The 24,679-nt window shown below is 71.8% G+C and carries 23 protein-coding genes; 11 read left to right on the forward strand and 12 right to left on the reverse strand.

The annotated features are described in order from the left end of the window. Window positions 1-433: 433 nt before the first annotated feature. The 3 genes from ACF08W_RS01475 to ACF08W_RS01485 form a co-directional block, all read right to left on the reverse strand. Window positions 434-1,672 (reverse strand): NAD(P)/FAD-dependent oxidoreductase, encoded by a 1,239-nt coding sequence (locus ACF08W_RS01475; RefSeq protein ID WP_392278011.1) that lies wholly within the window; start codon window positions 1,670-1,672, stop codon window positions 434-436. A 404-nt stretch (window positions 1,673-2,076) separates the two neighbouring features. Continuing rightward, window positions 2,077-2,736 (reverse strand): fasciclin domain-containing protein, encoded by a 660-nt coding sequence (locus ACF08W_RS01480; protein ID WP_385209221.1) that lies wholly within the window; start codon window positions 2,734-2,736, stop codon window positions 2,077-2,079. A 69-nt stretch (window positions 2,737-2,805) separates the two neighbouring features. Next, complete coding sequence (locus tag ACF08W_RS01485) at window positions 2,806-4,407, reverse strand: molybdopterin-dependent oxidoreductase (protein WP_392278012.1); 1,602 nt, start codon at window positions 4,405-4,407, stop codon at window positions 2,806-2,808. A gap of 229 nt (window positions 4,408-4,636) precedes the next feature. Between ACF08W_RS01485 and ACF08W_RS01490 the strand changes: the two genes are divergently transcribed. After that, the gene (locus ACF08W_RS01490) at window positions 4,637-5,065 is read left to right on the forward strand and encodes a CBS domain-containing protein (RefSeq protein WP_385209227.1); all 429 of its coding nucleotides are present in this window, start codon (window positions 4,637-4,639) and stop codon (window positions 5,063-5,065) included. Window positions 5,066-5,168: 103 nt separating this feature from the next. Beyond that, on the forward strand, window positions 5,169-5,828 hold the full coding sequence (locus ACF08W_RS01495) for a DUF2461 family protein (protein ID WP_392278013.1): 660 nt from the start codon (window positions 5,169-5,171) through the stop codon (window positions 5,826-5,828). A gap of 181 nt (window positions 5,829-6,009) precedes the next feature. On the opposite strand, the gene ACF08W_RS01500 is transcribed toward ACF08W_RS01495, so the two are convergent. The 3 genes from ACF08W_RS01500 to ACF08W_RS01510 all read right to left on the reverse strand — a co-directional run bounded on the left by ACF08W_RS01500 (window position 6,010) and on the right by ACF08W_RS01510 (window position 7,438). Continuing rightward, on the reverse strand, window positions 6,010-6,453 hold the full coding sequence (locus tag ACF08W_RS01500; protein ID WP_385209233.1) for a DUF2267 domain-containing protein: 444 nt from the start codon (window positions 6,451-6,453) through the stop codon (window positions 6,010-6,012). 65 nt (window positions 6,454-6,518) lie between these two features. Further along, window positions 6,519-6,914, reverse strand: coding sequence for a DUF2267 domain-containing protein (locus tag ACF08W_RS01505; RefSeq protein ID WP_352274636.1), 396 nt, complete (start codon window positions 6,912-6,914; stop codon window positions 6,519-6,521). 92 nt (window positions 6,915-7,006) lie between these two features. Further along, entirely contained in the window at window positions 7,007-7,438 is a 432-nt protein-coding gene (locus ACF08W_RS01510) for an Hsp20/alpha crystallin family protein (RefSeq protein WP_385209239.1), read from the reverse strand. Window positions 7,439-7,567: 129 nt separating this feature from the next. Between ACF08W_RS01510 and ACF08W_RS01515 the strand changes: the two genes are divergently transcribed. The 3 genes from ACF08W_RS01515 (at window position 7,568) to ACF08W_RS01525 (ending at window position 9,958) form a co-directional block, all read left to right on the forward strand. Then, window positions 7,568-8,191, forward strand: a complete 624-nt coding sequence (locus ACF08W_RS01515) for a type III effector protein (protein WP_392278014.1) — start codon at window positions 7,568-7,570, stop codon at window positions 8,189-8,191. A 166-nt stretch (window positions 8,192-8,357) separates the two neighbouring features. Beyond that, window positions 8,358-9,404: a helix-turn-helix domain-containing protein gene (locus ACF08W_RS01520; RefSeq protein ID WP_392278015.1), complete on the forward strand. Its 1,047-nt coding sequence runs from the start codon at window positions 8,358-8,360 to the stop codon at window positions 9,402-9,404. A 146-nt stretch (window positions 9,405-9,550) separates the two neighbouring features. Beyond that, window positions 9,551-9,958 (forward strand): hypothetical protein, encoded by a 408-nt coding sequence (locus tag ACF08W_RS01525; protein WP_385209248.1) that lies wholly within the window; start codon window positions 9,551-9,553, stop codon window positions 9,956-9,958. 327 nt (window positions 9,959-10,285) lie between these two features. Here the strand turns inward: ACF08W_RS01525 and ACF08W_RS01530 are convergent, their stop codons facing one another. Then, window positions 10,286-10,852 (reverse strand): TetR/AcrR family transcriptional regulator, encoded by a 567-nt coding sequence (locus ACF08W_RS01530; protein WP_385209251.1) that lies wholly within the window; start codon window positions 10,850-10,852, stop codon window positions 10,286-10,288. Window positions 10,853-10,951: 99 nt separating this feature from the next. Here ACF08W_RS01530 and ACF08W_RS01535 point away from each other — a divergent pair, with 99 nt between their 5' ends. Further along, window positions 10,952-11,857 (forward strand): alpha/beta hydrolase family protein, encoded by a 906-nt coding sequence (locus ACF08W_RS01535; protein ID WP_385209254.1) that lies wholly within the window; start codon window positions 10,952-10,954, stop codon window positions 11,855-11,857. Between the two features lie 43 nt (window positions 11,858-11,900). On the opposite strand, the gene ACF08W_RS01540 is transcribed toward ACF08W_RS01535, so the two are convergent. Continuing rightward, window positions 11,901-12,452 (reverse strand): HAD domain-containing protein, encoded by a 552-nt coding sequence (locus ACF08W_RS01540; RefSeq protein ID WP_392278016.1) that lies wholly within the window; start codon window positions 12,450-12,452, stop codon window positions 11,901-11,903. Window positions 12,453-12,628: 176 nt separating this feature from the next. On the opposite strand from ACF08W_RS01540, the gene ACF08W_RS01545 reads away from it, so the two are divergent. Next, window positions 12,629-14,857 carry a HelD family protein gene (locus ACF08W_RS01545; protein ID WP_392278324.1) on the forward strand — a complete coding sequence of 743 codons (2,229 nt, stop codon included), beginning with the start codon at window positions 12,629-12,631 and terminating at the stop codon, window positions 14,855-14,857. 340 nt (window positions 14,858-15,197) lie between these two features. Next, window positions 15,198-16,709: an alpha/beta fold hydrolase gene (locus ACF08W_RS01550; RefSeq protein WP_392278017.1), complete on the forward strand. Its 1,512-nt coding sequence runs from the start codon at window positions 15,198-15,200 to the stop codon at window positions 16,707-16,709. A gap of 142 nt (window positions 16,710-16,851) precedes the next feature. Here the strand turns inward: ACF08W_RS01550 and ACF08W_RS01555 are convergent, their stop codons facing one another. Then, entirely contained in the window at window positions 16,852-17,490 is a 639-nt protein-coding gene (locus ACF08W_RS01555) for a TetR/AcrR family transcriptional regulator (RefSeq protein ID WP_385209264.1), read from the reverse strand. A gap of 69 nt (window positions 17,491-17,559) precedes the next feature. On the opposite strand from ACF08W_RS01555, the gene ACF08W_RS01560 reads away from it, so the two are divergent. Further along, on the forward strand, window positions 17,560-18,843 hold the full coding sequence (locus ACF08W_RS01560) for a glycosyltransferase (RefSeq protein WP_392278018.1): 1,284 nt from the start codon (window positions 17,560-17,562) through the stop codon (window positions 18,841-18,843). 64 nt (window positions 18,844-18,907) lie between these two features. Here the strand turns inward: ACF08W_RS01560 and ACF08W_RS01565 are convergent, their stop codons facing one another. Together ACF08W_RS01565 and ACF08W_RS01570 are read right to left on the reverse strand one after the other, a co-directional pair. Then, window positions 18,908-19,843, reverse strand: a complete 936-nt coding sequence (locus tag ACF08W_RS01565; protein WP_392278019.1) for an NAD(P)-dependent oxidoreductase — start codon at window positions 19,841-19,843, stop codon at window positions 18,908-18,910. A gap of 239 nt (window positions 19,844-20,082) precedes the next feature. Then, entirely contained in the window at window positions 20,083-21,018 is a 936-nt protein-coding gene (locus tag ACF08W_RS01570; protein ID WP_392278020.1) for a bacteriocin fulvocin C-related protein, read from the reverse strand. Window positions 21,019-21,364: 346 nt separating this feature from the next. Here ACF08W_RS01570 and ACF08W_RS01575 point away from each other — a divergent pair, with 346 nt between their 5' ends. Further along, window positions 21,365-23,608 carry a PQQ-binding-like beta-propeller repeat protein gene (locus ACF08W_RS01575; protein WP_392278021.1) on the forward strand — a complete coding sequence of 748 codons (2,244 nt, stop codon included), beginning with the start codon at window positions 21,365-21,367 and terminating at the stop codon, window positions 23,606-23,608. 111 nt (window positions 23,609-23,719) lie between these two features. Here ACF08W_RS01575 and ACF08W_RS01580 read toward each other — a convergent pair whose 3' ends face one another. Next, complete coding sequence (locus ACF08W_RS01580; protein ID WP_385209278.1) at window positions 23,720-24,163, reverse strand: MarR family winged helix-turn-helix transcriptional regulator; 444 nt, start codon at window positions 24,161-24,163, stop codon at window positions 23,720-23,722. A 94-nt stretch (window positions 24,164-24,257) separates the two neighbouring features. Between ACF08W_RS01580 and ACF08W_RS01585 the strand changes: the two genes are divergently transcribed. Continuing rightward, complete coding sequence (locus tag ACF08W_RS01585) at window positions 24,258-24,605, forward strand: DoxX family protein (RefSeq protein ID WP_385209281.1); 348 nt, start codon at window positions 24,258-24,260, stop codon at window positions 24,603-24,605. The last annotated feature ends 74 nt before the right edge of the window (window positions 24,606-24,679 follow it).

The following is a 24,679-nucleotide window of genomic DNA, read 5'->3' on the forward strand; positions in this document are numbered from 1 at the left end:
TGTGGGCGCCTCGGAACGAGGCGCGCCCCCCTGAGGATCTCTCTGTGAACCATGCTCCCTGACAGGGGCGACGGCGCAAACCGGCGTGTCTCTCATTCTCTTCACCGGCCTGCGCGGGGGCTGCCGACTTTCGCGCGCTCCGTCCGCCCGGCTACGTGCGGTGCCGACAGTGAGCTTGGGGGTGAGGGGGAAGGCCCACACCCTGGGAGCCCCGGCACCTGTCGGTCTCCTTCCCTGGTGCCACGGAGCGTGACGCCGGGGAGGTCGGGCGGGCCCGAGAAGGAGCAGCTGAGCCGCCCACCTTTCCGGTCACCGTCAGAAGCGCCCGGCAGAACCCGGCGGGCGAGTTTTCGGGGCGAGTGAAGCAGCGACGGGACAGGGGGCGGGGATGCGGCCGGAGACGGCTCGGCCACCCACCGGCTCCACCTCGGTGTCACCGGTCGGCGAGCACCTCGCGCGCGGCGCGCGCGCCCGATGCCATGGCACCCTGCACCGATCCGGTCGCCCGGTGGTCCCCACACACGTACCTGCCTGGGCGCAGGCGGGTGGTGCGACTCAGCGGCCAGGGCGGAAGCATCGCGGGCAGCGCGCCCTCGACCGTGCGGGCGGCGACCTGCTGCCAGTCGCTCGTGTCGGTGCCGTACAGGTCGGCCAGACGGGACAGCACCGCCTGTGCCCTGCCGGGTAGGTCGGTTCCCAGTACGGAGGTGGAGACCAGCGCGGTACCGCGGGGTGCGTAGGTGGGTGCGATCTCGCTGAGTACACAGGTGTTCAGGATCGCTCCGGTGCTGTCCACCATCAGGATCGGTTCGGCCATCGGTGTCCTGCCGGTTGCGTGGTAGTAGGTGGTGACGGTGCGTGTGTCCGGCACGGCCAGCCCCGGCAGCAGGCGGGCGGCGGTCGCCGGGTCCGTCGCCACCACGACCGCCCGGGCCGGCACCTCGTTCCCGTCCTCCAGCAGCACACCCGTGTCGGTGACCGCGGCGACGGGGGCGCCGGTCCGCAGTACGCCGCTGGGCAGCTCGTCGGCGAGTTGGGCCGGGACGGCGCCGATGCCCTGCGCAGGCAGGCACAGAGACCCTCGGACCATGCTCCGCCAGACGAGGTGGAAGAAGCGTGCGGAGGTCTCCAGTCGGTCCTCCAGGAAGACGCCGGACAGGAACGGCCGCAGAATGTCGGCGACCGCGGCGTCCGACACTCCCGCTCGGGCCAGGGCCGCCGAGGTGGAGCCGTTTTCGCGTCTCCTGGCGACGGCAGCGGGCAGAACGGCGTCCCGCACGGTGAGGGCCGCCAGCGCTGCGAGGTCGCGCGGCGAGAGGACCCGTCCCATCAGCAGAGGCCCCGCCGCTCTGGGTTCTCTCGTCGGGTCGGTGAGGCGGACAGGCCCCTTCGACGTGTGCGCGACGAGGCCCGCGGTGAACGGCCGCAGCCGCAGACCCTTCAGATCAATACGCCGCTTCACCTGCGGATACGAAGTGTTGAACACCTGGAAACCACGATCCAGCAGGAACCCGTCCCGCCGGTCCGTGCGCATGCGTCCGCCTACTCGCTCGGACGCCTCCAGGAGAATCACCCGCCTCCCGGCACGGCAAAGGTCCAGCGCGCACACCAGGCCGGACAGGCCCGCTCCGACGACGATCACGTCCGGTGCCCGGCGGTGTTCCCTGCTCATGCTTCTCCTCGGTCGACGCCTGCTCTCGGCACCCGCACATCAGGGCCGTCCGCTCGGCTCCTTCCTCGGCCGGTCCTTTTGACCAACGCGCACGGAGCCATGCCGGAACGTGGCGCGGAAGGCATGCTCGCCCATGGGCGAGCGACCCGGCCGCGACCACTGGTCAAGCGGACCACGTTCCCCGCCCGTCGCGCAGGCGCCACGACCAAGCGCTGGGGGTCCATGTCGTCGAGCGGCGCCGGTTCGCTCTCCTCGGTGTGGTGTCGCCGGCGGCTCTCGCACAGAGAGGTGCGTGGCCGATGGCGTCGACCACGCACCTCCACGACCAGGAGATCGGCCGGTTTCGCCAGGTTCCAAGTCGCCTGCGGGGGCCACCGGTGTGGCACCCCGCAGGCGACGAGGCATCAGTTGGCGGGCATCAGAACGCTGTCGACGATGTAGACGGTGGCGTTGGCGGTCCGGACGTTGCCGCAGACCACCTTGGCGGAGTCGTTGACGGTGTAGGACGTGCCGGAACCGGTGGTGGTGAGCTTCGTCTTCTCCAGGGTGTCGAAGGAGCCGTTCTCCAGGTCCTTCGGGTCGAGCTTCTGGCCGACGACGTGGTAGGTGAGGATCTTGGTGAGCTGGGCCTTGTCGCCCAGGACCTTGTCCAGGGTGGCCTTGGGGATCTTCGCGAAGGCGTCGTTGGTCGGCGCGAACACGGTGATGTTCTGCGCGTTGTTGAGGGTGTCGACCAGGCCGGCCTTCTTCACCGCCGTCACCAGCGTGGACAGGGCGGGGTTGTTGGAGGCGGCGGTGGCGACCGGGTCCTGGGCCATGCCGTCGAAGGAACCGGCACCGCTCCTGGGCACCGCCGAACAGGCCGTACCGAAGGGCTGGTCCGTCGAGGCGGCGCTGTTGGATCCGGTCCCGCTGTCGTCCCGGGCGGCGGCCGACGCCGACGACTCCGACGCGGAGTCCGACTTGGTGGAGTCGGAGCCGCTGTCGGAGCAGGCGGTCAGCGCGAGGGGCAGGACGGCCGCGGCTGCCAGGATCACGGCGGTGCGGCGGATACGGGCGTTCATGATGGTTCTCCTACTTGGTTGGCGCAGCCTGAGCTGCCTTGACGGGGGATGGGAAAGGTGGCTCGGGGGTCAGTCGACGGTCACGACCACGGAATGCCGTCCGTCGGCGCCGTCGGGGATGGTGCGGGTACGTTTCTCGGTCTGCACGGCGGCGGTGCGGTCGGTGGCCCGGACGGTGAGGGTGTGGCCGCCCTTGGTGGCCTTCCAGGGGAAGGTCCACTGGCGCCAGGTGTCGGCCGTGTCCTCGGTGGCGAGCCGGGCTTCCTGCCAGGGGCCGTCGTCCACGCGGACCTCGACCCTGTCGATGCCGCGGTGCTGGGCCCAGGCGACGCCGGCGATCGTCACCGTTCCCGCCTTGGGCCGTGCGAACGGCTTGGGCGTGTCGATGCGCGACTGCGTCTTGATCGGCGCCCTGCGGGCCCAGCCGCGCTTGACCCAGTAGGCGTCGTACGCGGCGAACGTGGTGAGCTCGATGTCCTCGATCCACTTGCAGGCGGAGACGAAGCCGTACAGGCCGGGTACCACCATGCGGACCGGGAAGCCGTGCGCGAAGGGCAGCGGTTCGCCGTTCATGCCCAGGGCGAGGAGGGCGTCACGGCCGTCCATCACGTCCTCGACCGGGCTGCCGATCGTCATGCCGTCCACGGAGCGCGCCACCAGTTGGTCGGCGGGGCCGCCCTTCGAGGGCGGTTTCACCCCGCACTCGGCCAGCAGATCGGCCAGGCGTACGCCGATCCAGCGGGCGTTGCCGACATACGGGCCGCCGACCTCGTTGGAGACACAGGCCAGCGTGATGTCCCGCTCGACCAGGTCGTGGCGCAGCAGATCGCTGTAGGAGAGCGTGAGGGGACGGGTGACGCCCGTGCCGTGGATCCGCAGCTTCCAGGTCGTCGCGTCCACCCTGGGGACCACCAGCGCGGTATCGACGCGGTAGAAGTCCGGGTTGGGCGTGATGAACGGGCTGAGGCCCGGGATCCGCGGTCCGGCGCCCTTCGGCACGGCGGGGGCGGGGGACGTGGGCGCGGGCAGCACCACGTCGCGCCGGGAGGCAATCGCGTCCCGGCCGCCCGCCCCGGTCAAGGACCGGCCCAACAGACCGGCTCCCGCCGAGGCCACGGCCGCCGTACTCGCGGCGATCACGAAGCCGCGCCGGTCCCAGTCCCTTGCGGAAGGGGCCATCGGGGACGCGTGGGGTTCCGTCCGGGGTTCGAGGCGGCCGATGAGCACGTACAGGAGTACCGATCCGGCGACGGCTCCCACCACCGAGGGCAGCGCGTCCGTGACGCCGGTCGAGTCGGGCCTCCCGATGGCCGTGAGCGCTCCCACGGCCCCGAACAGCAGCACAGCGACCGCAGCGCGGCGGCGGAACCGCAGTCCGACGATTCCCAGGGACACCGCGGACAGCGCGAGGATCGCGAGAATCCCCGATTGGAGAACCAGTTTGTCGTCGGTGCCGAAATTTCGGATCGCCCAGTCCTTGACCGCGGTGGGCGTGCGGTCGATCGCGGCGCCGCCGACGGCGACGACGGGACCGGTCTGCGGACGGATCGCAGCAGCCACGGCTTCGGCGAACGCGAGCGCGGCACACCCGGCCAGCGCCCCGCTGAGCGCGCCCAGCAGCAACCGGACCGGACCGGGCCGGCGGCAGGGATTCTTCTCGTTCTCGCTCACGTGGGGAATACGGTCCCTAAGCCCCGCCGGATTGGTCGCTCCCACGATCGGGGGAATTTCCCGCGTTGGCGGGGAGCGGTTCGGATCCACTGCGGTAAGCGGCGGCGCCCGCTCGCCGGACCCCACCCGTGGCGCAACCATTGAAGGAGACGTGCACAGGGATGCCTGGCAAAGAGACGGGGATGCCTGGCAAAAGAGCAGTCACCGCACCCAGTGAGGAGAGATTTCCATGACCACGGCCAAGGACATCATGCACGAGGGCGCGCAGTGGATCCCGGAGACGGAGACGCTGCTCCACGCCGCGCAGCGGATGCGCCAACTGCATGTCGGGGCGTTGCCGGTCAGCGACGAGGACGAGCGGTTGTGCGGGATCATCACCGACCGTGACATTGTGGTCAAGTGCGTTGCCGAGGGCCACGATCCGAGCCAGTGCACCGCTGCGGACCTCGTCGAAGGAACGCCCCGCTGGATCGACGGCAACGCCAGCGTGGAAGACGTGATCACCGAGATGGGCACCCATCACATCCGCCGGCTTCCGGTGATCGAGGACAAGAAGCTGGTCGGAATGATCAGCGAGGCGGACGTCGCGCGGAGCCTGCCCGAGGACCAGGTACACGCGTTCGCCGCGCAGGTCTACGCGGCGCCGCCCCAGACATAGCCGGTCGGCCGACTCCAACTCCGCGTCGCACGGCCCGAGGTGCGCCGTCCCGGTCCGCGGCGCACCTGTGTGGGCGGGCCCCGGGCCGGGCTATTCTCCCCGCATGCGCAGACAGTTCACCGGCTGGCCGCCGCAGGCCATGGACGTGTTGTGGCAACTCCAGGGTGAACCGACCAGAGCGACCAAGGAGCGCTACCGGGCGAACCGCGAGCGCCTGGTCCGTCGGCCCATGATCGCTCTGCTCAACGACATCGCCGACACCGATCCCCGGTACGAGGACTTCTCGGTCTGGCACTTCCGCACCGGGTCCTGGTGGTGGCAGCACCAGAGCGCGGTGATCCGACTCGGCCGCAAGGTCGAGATCGGACTCCGGCTCTCCTTCGACGGCCTGCGGATCCAGGGCGCCTGGTGGTATCCGGACCCCGGCCAGGTGGACACGTTCCGTAGCGCTGTGGCCTCCGAGAGCGGCGGTCGTGAACTGGCGGCCATCGTCGACGACGTACGGCACAAGGGCTACGACATCTCCGGGGACGTGATGAAACGCCCTCCGCGAGGCTATCCGGCGAGCCACCCTCGCGCGGACCTGCTGCGCCACCGCTCGCTGATCGCCGCCCGTTCCCTGGGCTGCGAGGAGTGGCTGCACACTCCCGAAGCGGCCGACCGAGTACTCTCGGCGGCCGCCGATCTGGACGCTCTGCTGGTGTGGCTGGCGCGCCACGTCAACCACGCCGCCATCGCCCCGGCCGACGTACCGACCACCTGAAGCCGCACACGGCCATCGCAGATCCACGGCGGCTACGTCCCCGTCGGCGGCGTCGACCAGGCGTGGTGAGTCTCAGGAAGTCCCCGATCCCGGCAACGGATCGGGGACTTCCGTCTTTCCGGCCCCGGTCGGGGAGGAGCTGGGCGGAGCCCCGCCGCCCTCCCCGGTGCCGGGTGCTTGTTCAGGAGGCCGGGGCGAGTTCGGCGCGGCCGAACAGGAGCGCGTAGCCGGAGGGGAGCTGCTGCAGGATGCGGGTCAGGAGGTCCGGGCCCGCGCAGGCCCCGACGACGGAGAAGACGGAGCCCGTGTCCCAACGGGTGGTGGCGAGGGACGCGTTGGCGCGGCCGGCGATGTCCTTGACGAAGGCCCAGCCGGTCAGCGGCCGCGTGTCAGGGATCTGCGCCGTCAGGACGCGAGCGGCCTCCAGCGGCAGCCGGGCGGCCAGGTCGACGCGTTCGTCGCCGGTCAGTTGGCGCCCCAGCCCCGCCAGGACCAGGCGGACGGCTTCGTCGGCTCTCTCGCGGGTGGGATAGGCGCCTTCGTAGCGGACCTTCTCCAGCATCTGCTCGTACGCCGTCCCGTAGGTCTGCTGGTGCTCAAGCGGTGCGCGCACCTCGGTGATCACTGCAGTGCATGCCTTTCGTGGAGCCAGGGTGGAACGGTGCCCGGTGTGCGGCACCGATGTGGTGGTCAGATGGGCTGGGGGCGGCCGAAGAGGAGGTCGTAGCCGGCGGGGAGCTGGAGCAGGATCTGCCCCAGCAGGTCGTCGTCGGCCGTATCGGCGACCGTGGACAGTACTGCGCTGACGTCCCAGGTCGCGGTCTGCTCGGTGGCGCCCTCGATCCAGGCCGCGGTCGCCCGCACGAACCGCTCCGGCGAGAGCGGTTCGGCGCTCTGGAGCGGGTTGAGGAGGATCAGGGCGAAGCCCTCCGGCAGGCGTGCCGCGAGCTGGGCGCGGACGTCGCCGACCAGGTGCGCGCCGAGCAGGGCCAGCACCACGCGGGCCGCGCGCTCGGCTTCCTGCTCGGTCGTGTACTTGCCGCGTTCCTTCACGCGGTCGAGGAACGCCTCGCGTCGCAGAGTCATCTCAGCTGCCGCCCCTTCCTGTCCTTCGGACTGCCCACGGGCGCGGAGGGTGGACCGAGGGGGAGGTCACACGCCCTCCGCACCCGTCCGTCTCAGCCGGAGATCTCCCGCTGGCCGGAGCCGACGCCGATGGAGATCTTGCGGGGCTTGGCGCGCTCGGCGATCGGGATGCGCAGGGTGAGCACGCCCGCGTCGTAGTCGGCCTGGATGTGCTCGGTGTCGAGGGTGTCGGCGAGCATGATCTGGCGGGAGAAGACGCCCAGCGGTCGCTCGGACAGCTCCATCTGCACGTCGTCGGACTTCGCCACCGGGCGCCGCTCGGCCTTGACGGTGAGCATGTTGCGCTCGACGTCGATGTCGATCGCGTCCGCGGCGACGCCGGGGAGGTCGAAGGCGACCACGTACGCGTCGCCCTCGCGGTAGGCGTCCATCGGCATCGCCGACGGCTTCGACCAGGTTCCCGGGCCCATCAGCGTCTGTGCCAGCCGGTCCAGCTCACGGAACGGATCAGTGCGCATCAACATCGTGAAAACACCTCCAGCAGGTTCAGGCAGTTGCTGCCAATGCGCTTCACTGACTCCGTTGTAACATGTCATCCAATGGATGACAAACACGATGTCGTCAGTGCGATGACAAACCGAGGGAGGGTGCCCGTGCCCCCGGCCGACCAGCCGTCACTGCCCCACACCGACGCCCGCAGCCCGGTGTCGTTCCTCGCCGCCGCAGCGGCCCTCCACGCCATAGACGCCGCCCTGCGCGAAGCCCGGCGCGAGTCCCCGGAGGCCCCCGCCCCGGGTCCGGAGCAGGCCCTGGCCTCCTTGTCGCTGCTCCGGCAGGTGCGCGAGCAGCTCGCCGGATGGGAGACCGGCCTGATCGAAACGGCCCGCGACGCGGGCGCCAGCTGGGCCGACCTCGCGCACCCCCTCGGCGTCGCCAGCCGCCAGGCTGCCGAACGCCGCTACCTGCGCGGCCGTCCCGGCCCGGCCGGGACCACGGGCGAGCAGCGCGTCCTGGCCACCCGCCAGGCCCGGGCCGCCGACCGCAGCACCGCCGCCTGGGCCCGTAGCAACGCGGCCGCCCTGCGCCGCCTCGCCGGCCAGATCACCGCACTCACCGACCTTCCCACCGTGGCCCGCCTCCCGATCAGTCAGCTCCACGCGGCCCTGGCCCACGACGACCCGGCAGAGCTCATCAGCCCCCTCCACGCCAGCCGCCCCCACCTGGCTGCCGCCCACCCCGACCTCGCTGCACAACTGGACACCCTCGCGCTCCCCTGAATCCGGATGCCGGACCCCGCAGTTCGCCGACCAGGAGCGACCCGCACGTTGTTACGCGGGACGGCGGGCCGGCGGGTCGTGCCTGGGCGGGGCGGGAACCAGCGCCCGGGGGCGGTCGCCGGGAAGTGATTGCCGAGCCGTGAGTCCCACGCCCATGATGGTGGTCATGACGGAGGAGTCGGTGTCGGCAGACGGGCGGGGTGCTGGTGCCAGCGCTCTGGTCTCGCTGTCGAGTGGTGCGTTGCCGCGCGGCGACAGGTTCGACTGGTTCACGGAACTGGTGCGGGAGAACGTCGCCGCCTTCTCCCTCGGAAGTGCCCATGCCCACGATTTCGAAGCCCGAATGACCGGAGTGGATCTCGGCTCCGCGCAGCTGACGCACCTCGTCTTCGAACCGCTTCACGCCGTCCGGACCCCTCGGCACATCAGGCGCGGTGACCCGGAGACGTATCAGCTCGCCCTGATCGGTGGCAGTCCCATGGTCACCCGCCAGCACGACAACGAAGCCGAGATCCCCACCGGCAGCCTGGTGTTCTTCGACACCTCCCACCCGCTGGACACCCTCGTCACGGACGAACGCGGACAGGGCCGCGTCACCTTGTTACGGATACCCAGGAGCGCCCTTCCGCTGCCCGCCGGCCGGGTCGACCGCGTCCTGGCCCGGCGACTCGCCCCGGACGGGGTGACCGGGCATGTGCTCTGCCAGTACTTGACCACGATCCGGGACCGTGCGGCCGACCTCGGTACGGGTGAGCGTCACCGACTCGGAACGATCGCGGTGGATCTCGCCGCCGCATTCCTCGCCGAGCACTCCGACACCCGGTACCTCCAACCACCGGAGACCCGCCGTCAGGCGCTTCGCACCAGAATCGACTGCTACATAGAAAGCAATCTCGGGAGTGCGGACCTGACCGTCACTCACCTCGCCGCGCGCCATCACATATCCGTGCGCTCGCTCCACCGGCTCTACGACGACCAGCAGGAGACCGTGGCGGCCTCGATCCGCCGACGCCGCCTGGAACGCTGCCGTGCCGACCTCGCGGACCCCCGCCTGGCCGCGTACCCGATTGCCGTCCTCGCGTCCCGCTGGGGCTTCTCGGCGCCCGCCGAGTTCAGCCGTGCCTTCCGAACGGCGTACGGGCTGAGTCCCCGAGCCTTCCGGCACCGAACCGCGTCCAACGACGCTCCTCGCGTGGCATCTCCTGCCAAGTAGCACGGCGCACGGGGCCAAGTGCGCTCCTCGAACTGCCACGAGGATGTGAAACCCACTTCGGGTGACACACCCACCCGTCCCCACACTCACCGACGGCCGCAGCCGGGCCGTACGCCGGATCGGCCGACGGGACACCAGGAGGAATCATGCGACGCACCGAACAGACCACCGACGGCGTCCAACCGTCGCCCGTCAACCGCCGGGCGGTAACGGCGAGGCGACTCGCCCGCCTCTTCGTCGTGCCGGTGATCGCCTTGGCGACGGCCGTGGGGGTGACGTCGCCGGCCTCTGCCGAGAGCAGGGTCATCACGGGCGCCTACGGCTACTTCGACCCGGGAAGACTCATGTTCGGGCTGGGCGACACCGAACCCGACGGTCACACCGTATTCATCAGCTGGCATGTGGACACCTACTGGGACGAGTTTGAGAACGACACGGGCAACGGCACGTGGAAGGACGTGTACCTCCCTTACAACTGGCCCGATGCGACCCTGGAGTGGAAGGTCTGCGTCACCCGTGTCCGCTGCTCCTCGTGGGTGCAGGAACGCCTGTAGACCTGTGACCGCCAGGCCCCCGGTCTCCTGCACGTGGTTCCCGGGCCGGTGCGTATCAGCCGGCGCCACGAATCCCGCTGTCGTCGTCCTCGGCGTACCCGTTGGGCATCGCTGCGCCGGAGGAACGCGGCCGGGCGGGTGAAGTCGTCGTGCCCACCCACTGAGGCTGTACCGGTCCGCGTCGCCGCTGCCATCCGCTCGATCGGTGACTGTGGCGACGGCGTCCGCGACGGCCCGTGCCTGAATCCCATGGATGCTGCGCCGCCGTGGCGCCCATGGGATTCAGGCACGGGCGGGGGTACTTGCTCACGGTCGTCCAGGCGGTGGTCACGCATCCGGCCGGCAGCCGGCCAGGAGTCGGGCCACCATGGCGCGCGCGTCTTCCCGCTCATAGCCGGGGCCCAGGATGCAGAGGTTGCCGATCGCCCGCATCAGCACGTACGCGCTCACGTCCGGGTCCAGTTGTCCGCGAGCCGCGGCGGCCTCGATGAGCAGTCCGCACGCCGGTACGAGCTTGTCGAGCATCAGGGAGTGCAGGGTGTGGAGGCTGGTGTCCTCCGACTGCAGGGCCGCTCCGAGGCCGTGTTTGGTGACCAGGAACTCGACGAACGCGTCGGTCCACCGGGCCAGGGCGTCCCCTGGGTCGGGCGAGTCGGCCAGTTCGGTCGCGAGGGCGGCGCACTCGTCGATCTGATGCCGGTAGACGGCGACGACCAGCTCGGCCCGCTGGGGAAAGTGCCGGTAGACGGTGCCCAGGCCCACCTGGGCGCGGCTGGCGATGGCGCGGATGGGGGCGTTCACGCCCTGCTCCACGAACACTTGGGCCGCTGCCGTCAAGAGCGCTTGACGGGTGCGCTTGGCTCCGGCCTCCCGGACGCCTCCTTCTTGCGGCACGACTTCTCCTTGATTCGCGGAACATCGTTCCGCTAGTGTGACGGAACATTGTTCCGCCAAGTATGCGGGACATGCCCCTCCAAGAGGAAGCCAGCGCACATGCCTGTTCTCGCACAGCACCGGACGATCGCCGTCAAGCCGATCACCGTCCCCACCGATGGCCGAGAATTCGAGCTGCAGGTGAAGGTGACCGCCCCGGTCCAGGGCGCCGACCTGCCCGTCATCGTGTTCTCCCACGGCAACGCGTGGTCGATGGACGGCTACGAGCCGTTGGTCGACCGCTGGAGCGCTGCGGGCTTCGTCGTCGTCCAGCCCACGCATCTCGACTCCCGCCGGTTCGGCATCGGGTTCGACGACCCGCGCTTCGGCGCCATCTGGCGGGTTCGGATCGCCGACCTCCATGGTGTGCTCGACCACTTCGGCCATGTCATGGAGCAGGCCGGGCTCGCAGGCCGGGTCGACCCGTCACGTGTCGCACTGGTGGGGCACTCCTGGGGTGCCCAGACCGTGGGTGCGCTCCTCGGCGCCCGCGTCGTTGACGGTGCGGGCAACCCCGGGGAGGATTTCTCCCGCGAGGGCATCGGGGCCGGCGTCCTGATCGCCGCGACCGGAACGGGGGACTCCCTGAGTCCGTTCGCCGCCGAGCATCTGTCCTTCATGAGGCCGGACTACAGCACCATGAGGGCTCCCGCGCTCGTCATCGCCGGTGAGAAGGACCAGTCGAAGATGTCCACCCGGGGCCCGGACTGGTTCCTCGACGCCTATCACCTGAGCCCCGCGCCGAAGCGGTTGATGGCCGTACCGAACGGCGAGCACACCCTGGGCGGGATCGCCGGGGAAGCCGTGGCCGAGACCACCGACCCCGACCCCGCCCGCGTTGCCCTCGTGGCCGACGCGGTCGGCGCCTACCTGCTCGATGTTCTCGACGGCCGAGGCGATGCCTGGTCCGAGTTCCGCGTTGCGGCGGAGGCCGGGCGGTGGGCCTCCCTGGAGCGCAAGGACTGACTTCCGTGAGTCTCGTCCTTCCGGGTCACCGGACCGTTCGCCCCTATCGCGTTGTCGGCCGGGTTGTTTCCGGTTCCTGCGGATCGCGCGGGAATGCTCGCAGGGCCCGTAGCCACTGGTCGAGGGCTGCGAAGTCTTCGTCGGTGAGGCCGAGGGACGGCGTGACGGGGTGGAGGAGCGTCGGGGCGGGGTGGCGGGCGTTCACCCAGTTCTGATCGGCGCCGGTGATCCCGTCGTCGACCCAGGCGAACGGGCGTCCGTCCGCCCATGCCGCCAGGGTTCGGGTCTTCCAGTGGAGCCTGTACCACTGGTCCTCGCGTTCATGGGCGTCGGAGGGGTCGGGCCAGTGCACGACCGGGAGGGGTGACAGTCCGAGCCGCGGTGCGATGTGGGCGTTCGCTTCGTCCTCCCATGTGGTGGCCCAGACCAGCTCGCACGGCAGGGCCGCGAGGCGGGGCCCCATGCGCGGGTCGAGCCGCGTCAGGTGCGGGTCTGTCGTGGCACCCGACGGCTCGCGCTGCGGGCCGTCGCCGAACGGCAGGAGAGGTCCGTCAATGTCCAGGAACAGCAAGGGGTGATCCTCGCGCCCGCTCATACCAAAGCCTTCCGTACGCAAGCCTCCTGCACAAAAGGATCGGGCTCCGAGTGAATTGACACTCGGAGCCCGATCCTGCGTATATTTGATTCTTCATGACTTTGGCGAAAAGGTCGTGAAGAGAAACTTTCTACGAGAACCATATCGCGTCAGGAGCGGAATTGTCAAGCGAGGAAATGCGGCAGGAGCAGCAATTCATCACCGGCCTCTACGCACGGCTCGATCTCCTCAGGAAGCAGGCCGAGGAGTCGGTGCGTGCCGCGCTCGCGCAGGTGGGGAACGGTTTCCAGGCGAGGATCGAGCGGGACGTCCTGGTGGCGGAGCAGTCCGGGCTGCTCAGTGCGATCCAGACGGGGGAGAACGGGCTGTGCTTCGGACGCATCGATTTCCGGGACGGCCGCAGCCATCACATCGGACGCATCGGAATTCGCCAGGACGATGAATCCCGCACACCGCTGGTCGTCGACTGGCGGGCGGATGTGGCGCGTCCCTTCTATCTGGCCACCGGCCACACCCCGATGGGGCTGCGGCGACGGCGGCACATCACCACGCAGGGGCGCACCGTCACCGCGCTCCACGACGAGTTGATGGATCTCGCCGACCCGACCCGCACCGGACACGAGGGCGCCGACGCCGACGAGGTCCTGCTGGCCGCGCTCGACGCGTCCCGCACGGGCCGGATGCACGACATCGTCCGGACCATCCAGGCCGAACAGGACGCCATCATCCGGGCTCCGCACCAGGGTGTGCTGGTCGTCGAGGGCGGTCCCGGCACCGGGAAGACCGTCGTCGCGCTGCACCGCGCGGCGTACCTGTTGTACGAGCACCGGGAACTGCTGGCCCGCCGCGCCGTGCTGATCGTCGGCCCGAACCCCGCCTTCCTGAGCTACATCGGCGACGTGCTGCCGTCCCTGGGTGAGACCGGGGTGCTCCTGGCCACCGTCGGTGAACTCTTCCCCGGAGTGCACGCCACCGGCACCGACAGCCCGGCGGCCGCCGAGGTCAAGGGCCGGGCCGGGATGGCCGAGGTGCTGGCCGAGGCGCTGCGGGACCGGCAGACCGTGCCCGAGCGGGCGACCGAGATCGACCACGAGGGGTACGGGACGCTCCTGCTGGACCGGGCCATGGCCGAGGACGCGCGCCACCGGGCGCGCGAGAGCGGGCTGCCCCACAACCTGGCCCGCCCCGTCTTCGCGTTCCACGTCATCGACGCGCTCACCGCGCAACTGGCCGAGCGCATCGGCGCCGACCCGTTCGGCGGCCCCAATCTGCTGGGGCCCGACGACCTCGCCCAGATGGGCAAGGAGATCGCGACGAGCCGGGAGGTCCATGCCGCCGTCGACGAACTGTGGCCGCAGCTCACCCCGGAGGAGTTCGTCGCGGACTTCCTCGCGGAGCCGGTCCATCTCGACGACGAGTCGGCCGGACTGATCCGCCGGCAGGCGGGGGAGTGGACCCCGGCCGATGTGCCGCTCCTCGACGAGGCGGCGGAGCTGCTCGGTGAGGACGACAGCGCCGCCCGTGCCGCCGCCGAGGCCGAGCGGCAGGAGCGGATCGCCTACGCGCAGGGGGTGCTGGACCTCTCGGCGGGTTCGGAGACGTACGAGTTCGAGGACGAGGAGTCCGAAGTCCTCGCCGCGCACGACATCATCGACGCCGAGCGGATGGCCGAACGCCATGAGGAGGCCGACCACCGCACGGCCGCCGAACGGGCGGCGGCCGACCGGACCTGGGCGTTCGGCCACATCGTCGTCGACGAGGCGCAGGAGCTCTCGGCGATGGCCTGGCGGCTGCTGATGCGGCGCGTCCCGACCCGCTCCATGACCCTCGTCGGGGACCCCGCCCAGACCGCGGAGCCGGCCGGCCTCGGCTCCTGGCAGCGCATTCTGGAACCGTACGTGGGCGACCGCTGGGAGCACGTACGGCTGGGGGTCAACTACCGTACGCCCGCCGAGATCATGGAGGTGGCGGCCGGGTTCCTGCGGGCGCACGACCCGTCGTTCGTGGCGCCCGGTTCGGTGCGGTCGACCGGGGTGCGGCCCTGGGCGCTGCGGGTCGCCGGGGACGGGCTCGCCGTAGCCGTGGCCCGGGAGGCCGTGGCGGCGGCCGAGGGCGGGGGACGGGTCGCCGTCGTCGCTCCGGCCGCGCTGCACGCGTCGCTGCTGGCGGAGCTGCCGGACGCGGGGCACGGGGCGGCGCCCGACCTCACCCGGGACGCGGTGCTGCTGGACGCGCGACAGGTCAAGGGCCTGGAGTTCGACACCGTGCTGGTGGTGGAGCCGTCCGCGTACGGGGTGAGCGATCTGTACGTCGCGCTGACCCGTGCCACCCAGCACCTCGGGGTGGTGCACACCGGTGATCTGCCCGGGGCGCTCGGGGGACTGCTGGAGGAGGCGCGCCGCTGAGGCCGTCTGCCGGCCCGGGCCCCGACACGGCCGGAGGCCCGGGCCGACCCATTCCCCGGCCACCCCTTCCGGACCGGCGAGCACGGTCACCGGAAGGCGATCCGAGTCCGTTCGCCCAGGGAGTCACCGAGGGACCGCCGAGGGACCGCCGAAGGACCCGCCGGAGACGTCCCGGCGGTCGCGCCGTGCGGGCCGGAAGGAACCCTTGTTACGTTCCCACCACGTGGCCATGGAGCCACCGTCATACGGCGTCTCCACAGTGCCATGCATGAACACGACCATGAACGGGGCACCGCCCCCGGGACCGCCGGCACGCCGGAACCGGAGCCCGGAACCCACCTTGAGGACCACGTTCCGCACCACCTCGGAGCGGCTGTCCCGCCCGGGCCCCGGGCGGCGGCGCGCCGTCTCCGTCATGCTGGCGCTCTCCGTCGCCGGCACGCTGTTCGTCCCCGGGGCGGCCGCCGCCCCGGGACGGCCGACGGGCACCGCCTCCGTACCACCGATCCGCTGGGGCGCCTGCCCGCCGGCCGAGCCGCCCTACCCCGACCCCAGCCCGAGGGCGCAGTGCGCGACGGTCGATGTTCCGGTGGACTGGGCGGAGCCGGACGGACCGAAGACCGGCATCTTCGTCGCCCGGTACCGGGCCACCGACCCGGCGCGGCGGATCGGCGTCCTGATGTCGAACCCGGGCGGTCCCGGGGCCGCCGGGGCCGACGACGCGCTGTACGCGGACGACCCGACCGAGGGCTACACCCCGCAGATGCTCCGGCGTTTCGACATCATCGGCTTCGACCCGCGCGGCATCGGCCGCAGTCGGAACGCCGAATGCGACGAGACGATCAGCGCCGCGATCCCGGCCCGCCCCCGGGACGCCGCCGAGTTCGAACGGCTGCGCACCCTCAACGGCCGCCTCGCGGAGAGCTGCCTGGAACGGACGGGCCCGCTCGCCGCCCATGTGGACGGCGAGAGCGTCGCCCGCGACATGGACGCGATCCGCGCCGCCCTCGGCGAACGCAGCATCAGCTTCATCGGCCACTCCTACGGCACCTTCCTCGGCGAGCGCTACGCCCGGCTCTTCCCGGACCGGGTGCGCGCCCTCGCCCTCGACAGCGCGATGGACCCGGACCGGCCGGACGCCGAGCGCTACCTCACCGACGGCAGCGTCACCATCGACAACACCCTGAAACGGCTCGCCGCCTGGTGCGCCACGGACACGGCGTGCGCGCTGCACGGCAGGGACCTCACAGCCGTCACCGACACACTGTTCGCGCGGGCCGACGCCGGCACCCTCCGCGAGCCCGGCCCGAACGGTCCGACCCGGACCAGGGTCGACGCCGACAGGCTCTCGGACTTCCTGACCTTCGCGCTCGGCAAGGGAAGCCGGGAAGAGACGGCACGCCAACTGGCCGCCCTGGACACGGGGAAGGGCGAGGTCCGATGGATTCCCACAGGTGCCCAGTCGTTCCCGCGGCTCGTGCTCTGCCGGGACCACGACTTCCGGATCCGTGACTACGCCCACTACCGGGCCATCCGGGAGCGGGTCGCGAAGGCGGCCCCGCACGTCCGGTACAACGCCCAGTCCCTGGACACCGTTCTCGGCTGCCAGGGCTGGACCCTGCCGCCGAAGCCGCGGCCCGCCCGCGTACCGGGCTCCCTCCCGCCCGTCCTCGTGGTCAACGCCACCCACGACCTCGCCACCCCCCTGCCGGGTGCGCGACGGATGGCCCGCTCCTTCCCCCGGGCGTCCTTGTACACCATGGACGTCGTGGGCCACTGGCTCTACCGCAGGGGCGGGACGGAGGAAGCGATGCGTGTGATCGACTCCTATCTCACCAGCCCGAACGACTGACCGGGAGAGACCGCCGGGTTCTCGCCGGTCGGTGCGGGCGGGGCCTCGCCCGCACCGACCGCGAGGGGGCCGCTCCGCCACGCCTTCGCAGCCTGTCCGCGAGCACCTGCGACCGCGACGTCGTACGGGACGTGCGGCGCGGTCAGGGGCCGGGGCGCAGTACGGCCGCGACGAGCCGGACCAGGCAGTCGCGGTACTGCTGCTCGGTCAACCCGGCGTGGAGGACGAGTTGTTCGTACCCCTCGGGGGAGAGGACGAACGGCAGGGCCGCCGCGGCCTCCTCGCCCACGGAATCGTCCACCAGGCCACGGGCGCGCAGTCGGGCGACGGCCTCACCGATGTCGGTGCGGCGGCGGTCGAGCAACTCGTCCAGGACGGCCCGCACGTCGGCCTCCGTGTCCGCGGCGGCGAGGAAGGCGCGCCACAGCCGTGCCGAGCGGGCGTTGGCGGCGGCGATCAGCTCGATCCCGGCGGCGAGGTACGCCTCGCCCTCCAGGTGCTCGATGGCGGTGAACGGCTCACGCTCCAGCAGGGGCACCGACCCCTCGGCCCCGGCGAAGGTCTGCTCGAAGGCGGCCAGCAGGAGGGCGCGCTTGGGCCCGTACCCCTTGACGGTCTCGACCGAGACGCCGGCGTCCTCGGCGATCCCGGTCAGCTTCGTCCGCCCGTACCCGTGCTCCGCGAAGCGGTCCGCGGCCGCGGCGAGGACCCGCCGCCGGGTCGCCTCGGCCTGCTCCGCGCGCAGTGCCGACCGGTAGCCACGGCGTTCCGCCCCACTCATTTGACCTTCCTCGGGGTGTAGTCAATACTCGCTGACGTTAGTGAATACTAGCGGAGGGGGAAGGCACACATGTCCGGAGTTCTCATCTGCTCGTCGCCCGCCGAGGGGCACGTCACCCCGCTGCTCGCGGTCGCCCGCGGCCTGGTCGGGGCCGGGCACCGCGTGATCCTGCTGACGGGCCGTCGCTTCGCCGACCGGGTCCGGGCCACCGGGGCCGATTTCGCGCCACTGCCGCAGGCGGTGGATTTCGACGACACCTGGGTCGACTCCCACCCGGAGCGGGCGGGGAAGCGCGGCCTCGCGGCGATGCGCTTCGACCTGGACCACATGTTCTTCCGGGCGGCGGAACCGCAGTACGAGACCGTCACCGCGCTGATCGACGCGCACGGCATCGACGTCGTACTCGCCGAGCCGTTGTTCCTCGGCGCCGCTCCACTGGCCCTGCTGCCCCGTGACCGGCGCCCGCGCCTGATGCTGGCGGGCATCGTCCCGCTGCCGCTGACGGGCCCCGAGGTCGCTCCGTTCGGGCTCGGTCTGCCGCCGCGCGGCGGCCCGCTCGGCCGACTGCGCAACCGGGTGCTGACCACGCTGGTGCGGCGGGTGGTCTTCCCGGAGCAGCAACGGAACCTGTCGGAGCTGTGCCGGCGGATCACCGGCCGCCCCCTGCCCGGACTGTTCCTCGACTGGCCCGCGCTGGCGGACGACCTGGTGCAGCTGACCGTTCCGGCCTTCGAGTACCCGCGCCCCGGCACGGCCACGCCCGTGCACTTCATCGGCCCGCTGGCCCGCAGTTCCAGCGGCGACCATCCGCTGCCCGACTGGTGGAGCGCGCTCGACCACGAGCGCCCGGTCGTCCTGGTCACCCAGGGCACGGCGGCCAACACCGATTTCGACGAGCTGATCAATCCTGCGGTGGCGGCACTGGCGGGCGAGGACGTGACCGTCGTCGTCGCCACCGGCGGCCGCGGGACCCCCGCCTGGCGGGCCGGGCTGCCGGGCAACGTGCGAACGGCCTCCTTCCTCCCGTACGACGAACTGCTGCCGCGCACCGCCCTGATGATCACCAACGGCGGGTACGGCGGCGTGCACTTCGCGCTCCGCCACGGGGTCCCGCTGGTGGTCGCCGGGGCCACCGAGGACAAGGCCGAGGTGGCGGCGCGGGTCTCCTGGTCGGGAGCGGGCATCGGGATGCGTACCAACAGTCCGTCGGCCGGGGCCCTGGGTGCGGCGGCCCGCCGGGTGTTGGCCGAGCCCGCCTATCGGCGCCGGGCCGGAGCCCTGGCCGAACAGATCGCGGCGGCGGGCGGGGTGGCCGCCCTCGCCGCCCTGATCGGCTCCGGGGACCCGGCCTGACACGCCGTCCGGGGCCCGTCCGCGCAACTTCGTCGAGCGGTCGTCGGGAGTGGGCGGCGACCGGTCACAGCCCATCGTCCACGGGAACGTCCTGGGGCTCCAGCGTGAGGCCCGAGCTTCTGGCCTGCTCCACGATCAGGGCCGCGAAGTCCTCCTCGGCGTGCCCCGCTCCGATGGCGGCGGCGACCAGTTGGGCGGTGGCGGCGGCGAGCGGCATCGGGACCTCCAGCTCGCGGGCCGCGGAGAGTCCCAGGTCGAGGTCCTTGCGCAGCAGCGGCATGGTGAACGTCGGAGTGAAGTCCAGATGCACCAGTGCGGGCGATTTGTAGCGGGTGAAGGCCGAGCCCATCACGGAGTCGTTGAGGAACTCCAGGAAGGCGGCACGGCTGACGCCGCCCTTCTCCGCGAGAACGGTGATCTCGGCGAGCGACTGGGTGACGACACCGAGAAAGACGTTGTGCGCGAGTTTGACGAGGCGGGCGGCTTCGCCCTCGCCGACATGGGTCACCCCGCGGCCCAGCGCGGAGAGCAGCGGTTCGACCCGGGTGAACACCTCCTGCGGGCCGGAGACCGCGATGGTCAGCCCGCCCGCGGCGATCACCTTCGGGTTCCCGCTCAGCGGGGCGGCGAGGAACTCCGTCCCGCGCCGCGCGGCCTCGTCCCGGACCAGTGCCGACATCCGCGTGGAGACCGTGGAACTGTCGACCAGTACCCCCGGCGCGGCGGCCGACGAGGTCAGCACGCCGTTCGGTCCCGTGGTGACGGCCTGGAGATCGGGCGAGGCGGAGACCGTGGTGAAGACGACGTCCCGGTCGGCCAGGTCGGCCGGGACGTCGACGACCTCCGCCCCGCGGTCGGCCAGCGGTTCGGCCTTGGCCCGCGTACGGTTCTGCACCGCCACGTCGTATCCCGCGTCCAGCAGCCGGGCGGCGAGCTGGAAGCCCATGCGGCCGGTGCCGATCCAGCCGACGCGCGGGCGCTGCCGGGCCGCGTCCGTCATGGCCGTACCTCGTTCCTGGGAGATGGCTCGGTGCGCGCGGTCCGGGGTAACGCGGCGGACGCCGGGCGGGGCCGTGGCCGCGTACGCGCACCCACGAGTCTGCCGCCCCGCCCGCCCGCACCGTCCCGGACACGGCCGCGGGCACCCCTGATGGGGGACACCTTCTTACGCGGACGGCTCCCGCCCGGTGGCCACCGGCCGTCCCGGCCCGTGGTCACGGAGGGCCGAAGGGTGCGTTCTCAGATGCAGAAGCCGCTGCACGGGCCCAGCCACAGCGGGCCGCAGCCGTGGTCGGTCCAGTTGCAGTACGGCTGGTCGTAGCAGACCGTGTCGCAGCTTCCGCTTCCCGCGCACTGGGAATTGCAGTCGAGGACCTGGACGGTGTCCCGGCCGTTCCCGGGCGCCGCGGCCCGTGTTTCGGCAGGTCCCAGTGTCATGAGGACCGCCCGTGCCCCGTCGTCGCCGAACGCTTCCCTGGTCGCCCTCTCCAGCTCTTCGAGAGCGGCCTCCTGCCGGTGTCCCGCGATGATCCGCGGTGCCAGCCGTGCCGCGTCGTCCAGGACGGCGGACTGCCCGGCCGACAGGTCGGGGTGCGTCCTGCGGTACTCCGCGAAGTGCGCCACCCACAGATCGCTCCGGGCCGGAGCGGGCAGCGAGCCGTAGACGGCGCGCCGGTAGTCCGCCGGGTACGAGACGAACTCGGCGTAATCGGAAGGCAGCCGGCCGGCGTTGGCCTTCACCCACCGCGATGCCCGGCTGCCCCTCACCCGGTTCATGGCCTGCGCGGGGGAGGCCGCCAGCCCGCCGGTGACCAGGAACGCGCCCAGGGCGAGCCCCGGTACGGCCCTGAGGATCCCCCGACGGCTCGGCGACCGCAGCACGTCCAGACCCCGGAGCGCGCGCACCACCCGCAGCGAGTCCGCCGGTCCCAGCAGCCGGGCCAGGCGGACGGAGAGCGCGGTTCCGGTCCAGGCCCGGACCCGGTCGCCGTCGACCGCCAGCAGGGTCGGGGCCCACTCGGCCCTCGCGCCCATGGCCCGTGCGCGCAGCTCGCGGACCCGGGGTTCGGTGAGGCCCGCAGTGGTCAACGTGTCGTCGACGGACGCACGTACCCGTTTCACCACTTCTTCGCAGAACGGGCAGTCGGCGTCGAATGCCAGAATCCACTCGGTCACAAGCGTCACCCCATGTCTGCCCGACAGTCCGTCTCATGGTGCTCGTCCGGTGTGTGTTGTCACGCCGGTCCGAGGCGCGCCCGTCCGATGCTGCGCGCGCCCGGGTCCGACCGGGCAGAGAGTATTCCCCCGGGCCTCCGGGAGCGTCAATCGGGCGTGGCGACGGGACGGGGCGCGGGGAGATGCTCCTCCCGGCGGCCGTTCCCGCCGCATCCGGCCCGGAGCCGCTCGGCCGTCCGCCACCCGCTTTGCTCCGCCCCACCTCCCTGCGGCTACTTTGTAGGCAGCACAAATGGAGCGGGCCCGTGGCGGCGGAGATGCACGGGGAACGGGGAGGTCGGGAAGAGTGTCGCTGCGCGGAGGTGATCCCGTCGAGGTCGGCGGTTATCCGCTGGAGGCCCGGCTCGGCTCGGGCGGTATGGGTACGGTCTTTCTCGCCCGTACGAGTTCGGGGCGGCCCGTCGCGATCAAGGTGATCCACCAGCAGTTCGCGGCGGACGACGAGTTCCGGATCCGCTTCCGCCAGGAGGTGGCGGCGGCACGGCGGGTGAGCGGCGCGTTCACCGCCGCCGTGGTCGACGCCGACCCCGAGGCCGACCAGCCGTGGATGGCGACGGCCTTCATCGAGGGGCAGACGCTCACCCAGCGCATCGCCGCGGACGGCCCGCTGGACGGGGCGGAGCTCAGGCGGCTGGCCATCGGGCTGGCGGAGGCGCTGCGCGACATCCACCGGGTGGGGGTGGTCCACCGCGACCTGAAGCCCTCGAACGTCGTGCTCTCGCCCGAGGGCCCGAGGGTCATCGACTTCGGCATCTCGCGCGCCATCGACCAGCAGACGCTGACGATGACCGGGCGGATCATCGGCACGCCGCCGTTCATGTCGCCGGAGCAGCTCCAGGCGCCGCGCGGTGTGGGACCGCGCTCCGACGTCTTCTCGCTGGGCACGCTGCTGGTGTACTCGGCGACGGGCCACGGCCCCTTCGACGCGGACAGCCCTTACATGACGGCTTACCAGGTGCTGCACGAGGAGCCGTCGCTGGACGCCGTGCCGACGGCCCTGCGCACGGTCGTCGAGCTGTGCCTGGACAAGGAGCCCGAGAAGCGTCCCTCGGCGGACGAACTCCTCGTGCTGCTGCGGGACCTGCCGGCCGACCTCGGCGGCGCCGGCGACACCGGCGCGAACGGGCCCGGCGCGGGCCACACCCGCGACGTGAGCACCCAGCACCACCTCGCGACGCGGGACACCCCGGCGCCGACCGAACCGGCCCCCGCCCCGGCCGGATCCGGCGAGGCGGGGACCGCCACCGGTCGCCGTCCGCACCGCCGATGGCGCCCCGTGCTGGCGGCCGCGGTCGCGGTGGCGGCGATCGGCGGGGGAGCCGCCGCGCTGACGGTGGCCGGTCTCGGCACGAAGGACGGCGGCAAGGGGGACACGGTCGCGGCCCCGGTCGCACCCCTCCCGGACGGTTTCAAGCCGTGGCACACGGTCGCGCTGGGCGCCCGCGAGGACATCCCCGACGAGCTGCGCTGCGTCGCGCACGGCGACGCGGTGTTCTGCGGGGGCGGCGGCGTGGTCGCGACCCGCGTCAGCGCCGTGGACGGCTCACGGGCGTGGACGGTGAAGAGCCCCGGCGTCCCCGTCCAGGGCATACACCTGGTGGGCGCCACGGACGACACGGTGCTCGGCTACCGCATCGCCGCGCAGGGCGAAGCGGTGGGCTCGCCCATCGAGGTGGTGGCGGTCGACGCGCGGAACGGACGGGAGCTGTGGTCCACGCCGTCCGGCGCCCAGCCGCAGGCCGTCATGGGCCGGTCCACGGACGCCCTGGTGCTCGGTTCCTCCGTCGTGACGGTCGACGTCTCCAACTCCCGCCTCGAGTACCGGGACGCGCGCAGCGGCAAGATCGCCTGGACCGCACCGTTCCCCGCGGACTCGTGGTGCGCCCCCGTCCCGGTGGGCTCGCGGCTGCTCGCGATGTGCGCCCCGGCGGAGGAGGCGAACGCCGTGGAGGTCCGCCACGCCACGCTGTACCCGGTCGACCGCGCCTCGGGGAAGCTGGGCGGGGCCATCGCGGTGGACGGCCCCGCCGTGCCGATGGGCGTCGCGGACGGCAGGCTCGTACTCCTCCAGGAACACCGGGAGGGGACGGACATGTCCGGGTACGACGGGGTGGTGCGGGTCGACCCGGACTCGGGGAAGGTCGCGTACTCCCGGCTGGCCGAGCCGTACGCGGGGACGCCGGGCATGGTTGACGGCACCCTCTACGTCAGCGGCCGGACCGGTCGCATCACGGCGCTCGACCCCATGACCGGCCGGACGAAGTGGGTACGGCAGACCGGCGTGGAGGGCGCCTCCGGCCCCGCCGGGGGCACCGGCGCGCTGTACTTCAGCTCGGCCACCGGCCGGGTGGTCGCACTGTCGCCGAAGGACGGGACCACCCTGTGGACGACGGACCCGCAGGCGGACGGTCTGACGGGCGAGCTGGGCGCGACCCCGCGCGTGACCGTCGTGGGGCGGGTCGTGGTCGTCACCGCGGCCCAGAACACGATCTTCGCCTTCGACACGGAGAACCCGCCGAAGGCGGGCTGACCCGGGCGGCGGGGTAGGTCCGTCGCGTACTTCGCCGAAACCGGCACCGATACCGACCGCGGGCACCAGCACCGGCCCGGCCGAGACCCTCGGCCGGGCCGGTGCGGCTTTTCACTCGCCGCACTCGTGGGCGGCGGGGTCCACCACGACACGGTCGAGCAGTTCCCGCAGCAGGGCCTGCTCGGCTTCGGTGAGATCACCGAAGATCTCGCGCTCGGCCTCGCGCACCGCCTCGTCCATGCGCTCCAGGACCCCCTGGCCCGCCGGGGTGATCTCGACGATGTGACGCCGCCGATCGGCGGGGTCCCGTCGGCGCTCGCACAGCCCCGACGACTCCAACTCGTTGAGTATGGCGACCAGTTGACTCGGATCGATCTCCATCGCGGCCGCCAGTTCGCGCTGACTGGTGGCGCCGGGGGCCAGCTGCATCAGGGTCATCGCCTGGCGCGGGGGCAGCCCCACGACGCCCAGGGCGGCGCGGATGCGTACGCCGGTGAGCTCTCCGCGGAAGGAGAGGAGAAAGCCGAGTCGGTCGTCCGGTCGCGCAGCTGCCATGGCGCCACCGTAACAGTGACTCCATTGTGGATCGCGGCAAATCGTTGATACCGTTCAACGATTGCTCGTCATTGATCATTGGAGTTGTTCCATCGTGTTCATCGGTTATGTCGTCGTCGCCGCGCTGCTCGCGCTCGCCTCCGCCGGTTCCGCCTTCCTCACGTTCACCCGCAACCCCCAGGTCGTGGGCAGCATGGCGAAGGTGGGCGTGCCGGATTCCTGGCTTCCCCGGCTCGCCACGGCGAAGGCGGCGGGCGCGCTCGGCCTGCTCGCGGGCCTGGTGGTCGCACCGCTCGGCATCGCCGCGGCCGTGGGGCTGGTTCTCTACTTCGCCGGAGCCGTCATCGCCCACCTGCGCGTGAAGGACTACGCCGTGGCGCCGGTGGTCGTGCTCACCCTGCTCGCGGTCGCCGCGCTGGTGCTGCGCATGGCCTCCGCCTGATCCGCCCTCGCTCCGGCGGACGGCGACGCGACGGCGCGGCGACGCGATGTCCTCGCGCCCTCGCGGTGCGTACC

This window comes from Streptomyces sp. NPDC015144, assembly GCF_043079735.1.
Classification (GTDB): Bacteria; Actinomycetota; Actinomycetes; order Streptomycetales; family Streptomycetaceae; genus Streptomyces.

Bases quoted from the DNA above. Each gene is read 5' to 3' on its own strand.
- ACF08W_RS01475 (WP_392278011.1), bottom strand. From the start codon at position 1,672: ATGAGCAGGGAACACCGCCGGGCACCGGACGTGATCGTCGTCGGAGCG.
- ACF08W_RS01480 (WP_385209221.1), bottom strand. From the start codon at position 2,736: ATGAACGCCCGTATCCGCCGCACCGCCGTGATCCTGGCAGCCGCGGCC.
- ACF08W_RS01490 (WP_385209227.1), top strand. From the start codon at position 4,637: ATGACCACGGCCAAGGACATCATGCACGAGGGCGCGCAGTGGATCCCG.
- ACF08W_RS01495 (WP_392278013.1), top strand. From the start codon at position 5,169: ATGCGCAGACAGTTCACCGGCTGGCCGCCGCAGGCCATGGACGTGTTG.
- ACF08W_RS01505 (WP_352274636.1), bottom strand. From the start codon at position 6,914: ATGACTCTGCGACGCGAGGCGTTCCTCGACCGCGTGAAGGAACGCGGC.
- ACF08W_RS01510 (WP_385209239.1), bottom strand. From the start codon at position 7,438: ATGTTGATGCGCACTGATCCGTTCCGTGAGCTGGACCGGCTGGCACAG.
- ACF08W_RS01520 (WP_392278015.1), top strand. From the start codon at position 8,358: ATGACGGAGGAGTCGGTGTCGGCAGACGGGCGGGGTGCTGGTGCCAGC.
- ACF08W_RS01525 (WP_385209248.1), top strand. From the start codon at position 9,551: ATGCGACGCACCGAACAGACCACCGACGGCGTCCAACCGTCGCCCGTC.
- ACF08W_RS01535 (WP_385209254.1), top strand. From the start codon at position 10,952: ATGCCTGTTCTCGCACAGCACCGGACGATCGCCGTCAAGCCGATCACC.
- ACF08W_RS01540 (WP_392278016.1), bottom strand. From the start codon at position 12,452: ATGAGCGGGCGCGAGGATCACCCCTTGCTGTTCCTGGACATTGACGGA.
- ACF08W_RS01545 (WP_392278324.1), top strand. From the start codon at position 12,629: ATGCGGCAGGAGCAGCAATTCATCACCGGCCTCTACGCACGGCTCGAT.
- ACF08W_RS01555 (WP_385209264.1), bottom strand. From the start codon at position 17,490: ATGAGTGGGGCGGAACGCCGTGGCTACCGGTCGGCACTGCGCGCGGAG.
- ACF08W_RS01560 (WP_392278018.1), top strand. From the start codon at position 17,560: ATGTCCGGAGTTCTCATCTGCTCGTCGCCCGCCGAGGGGCACGTCACC.
- ACF08W_RS01565 (WP_392278019.1), bottom strand. From the start codon at position 19,843: ATGACGGACGCGGCCCGGCAGCGCCCGCGCGTCGGCTGGATCGGCACC.
- ACF08W_RS01580 (WP_385209278.1), bottom strand. From the start codon at position 24,163: ATGGCAGCTGCGCGACCGGACGACCGACTCGGCTTTCTCCTCTCCTTC.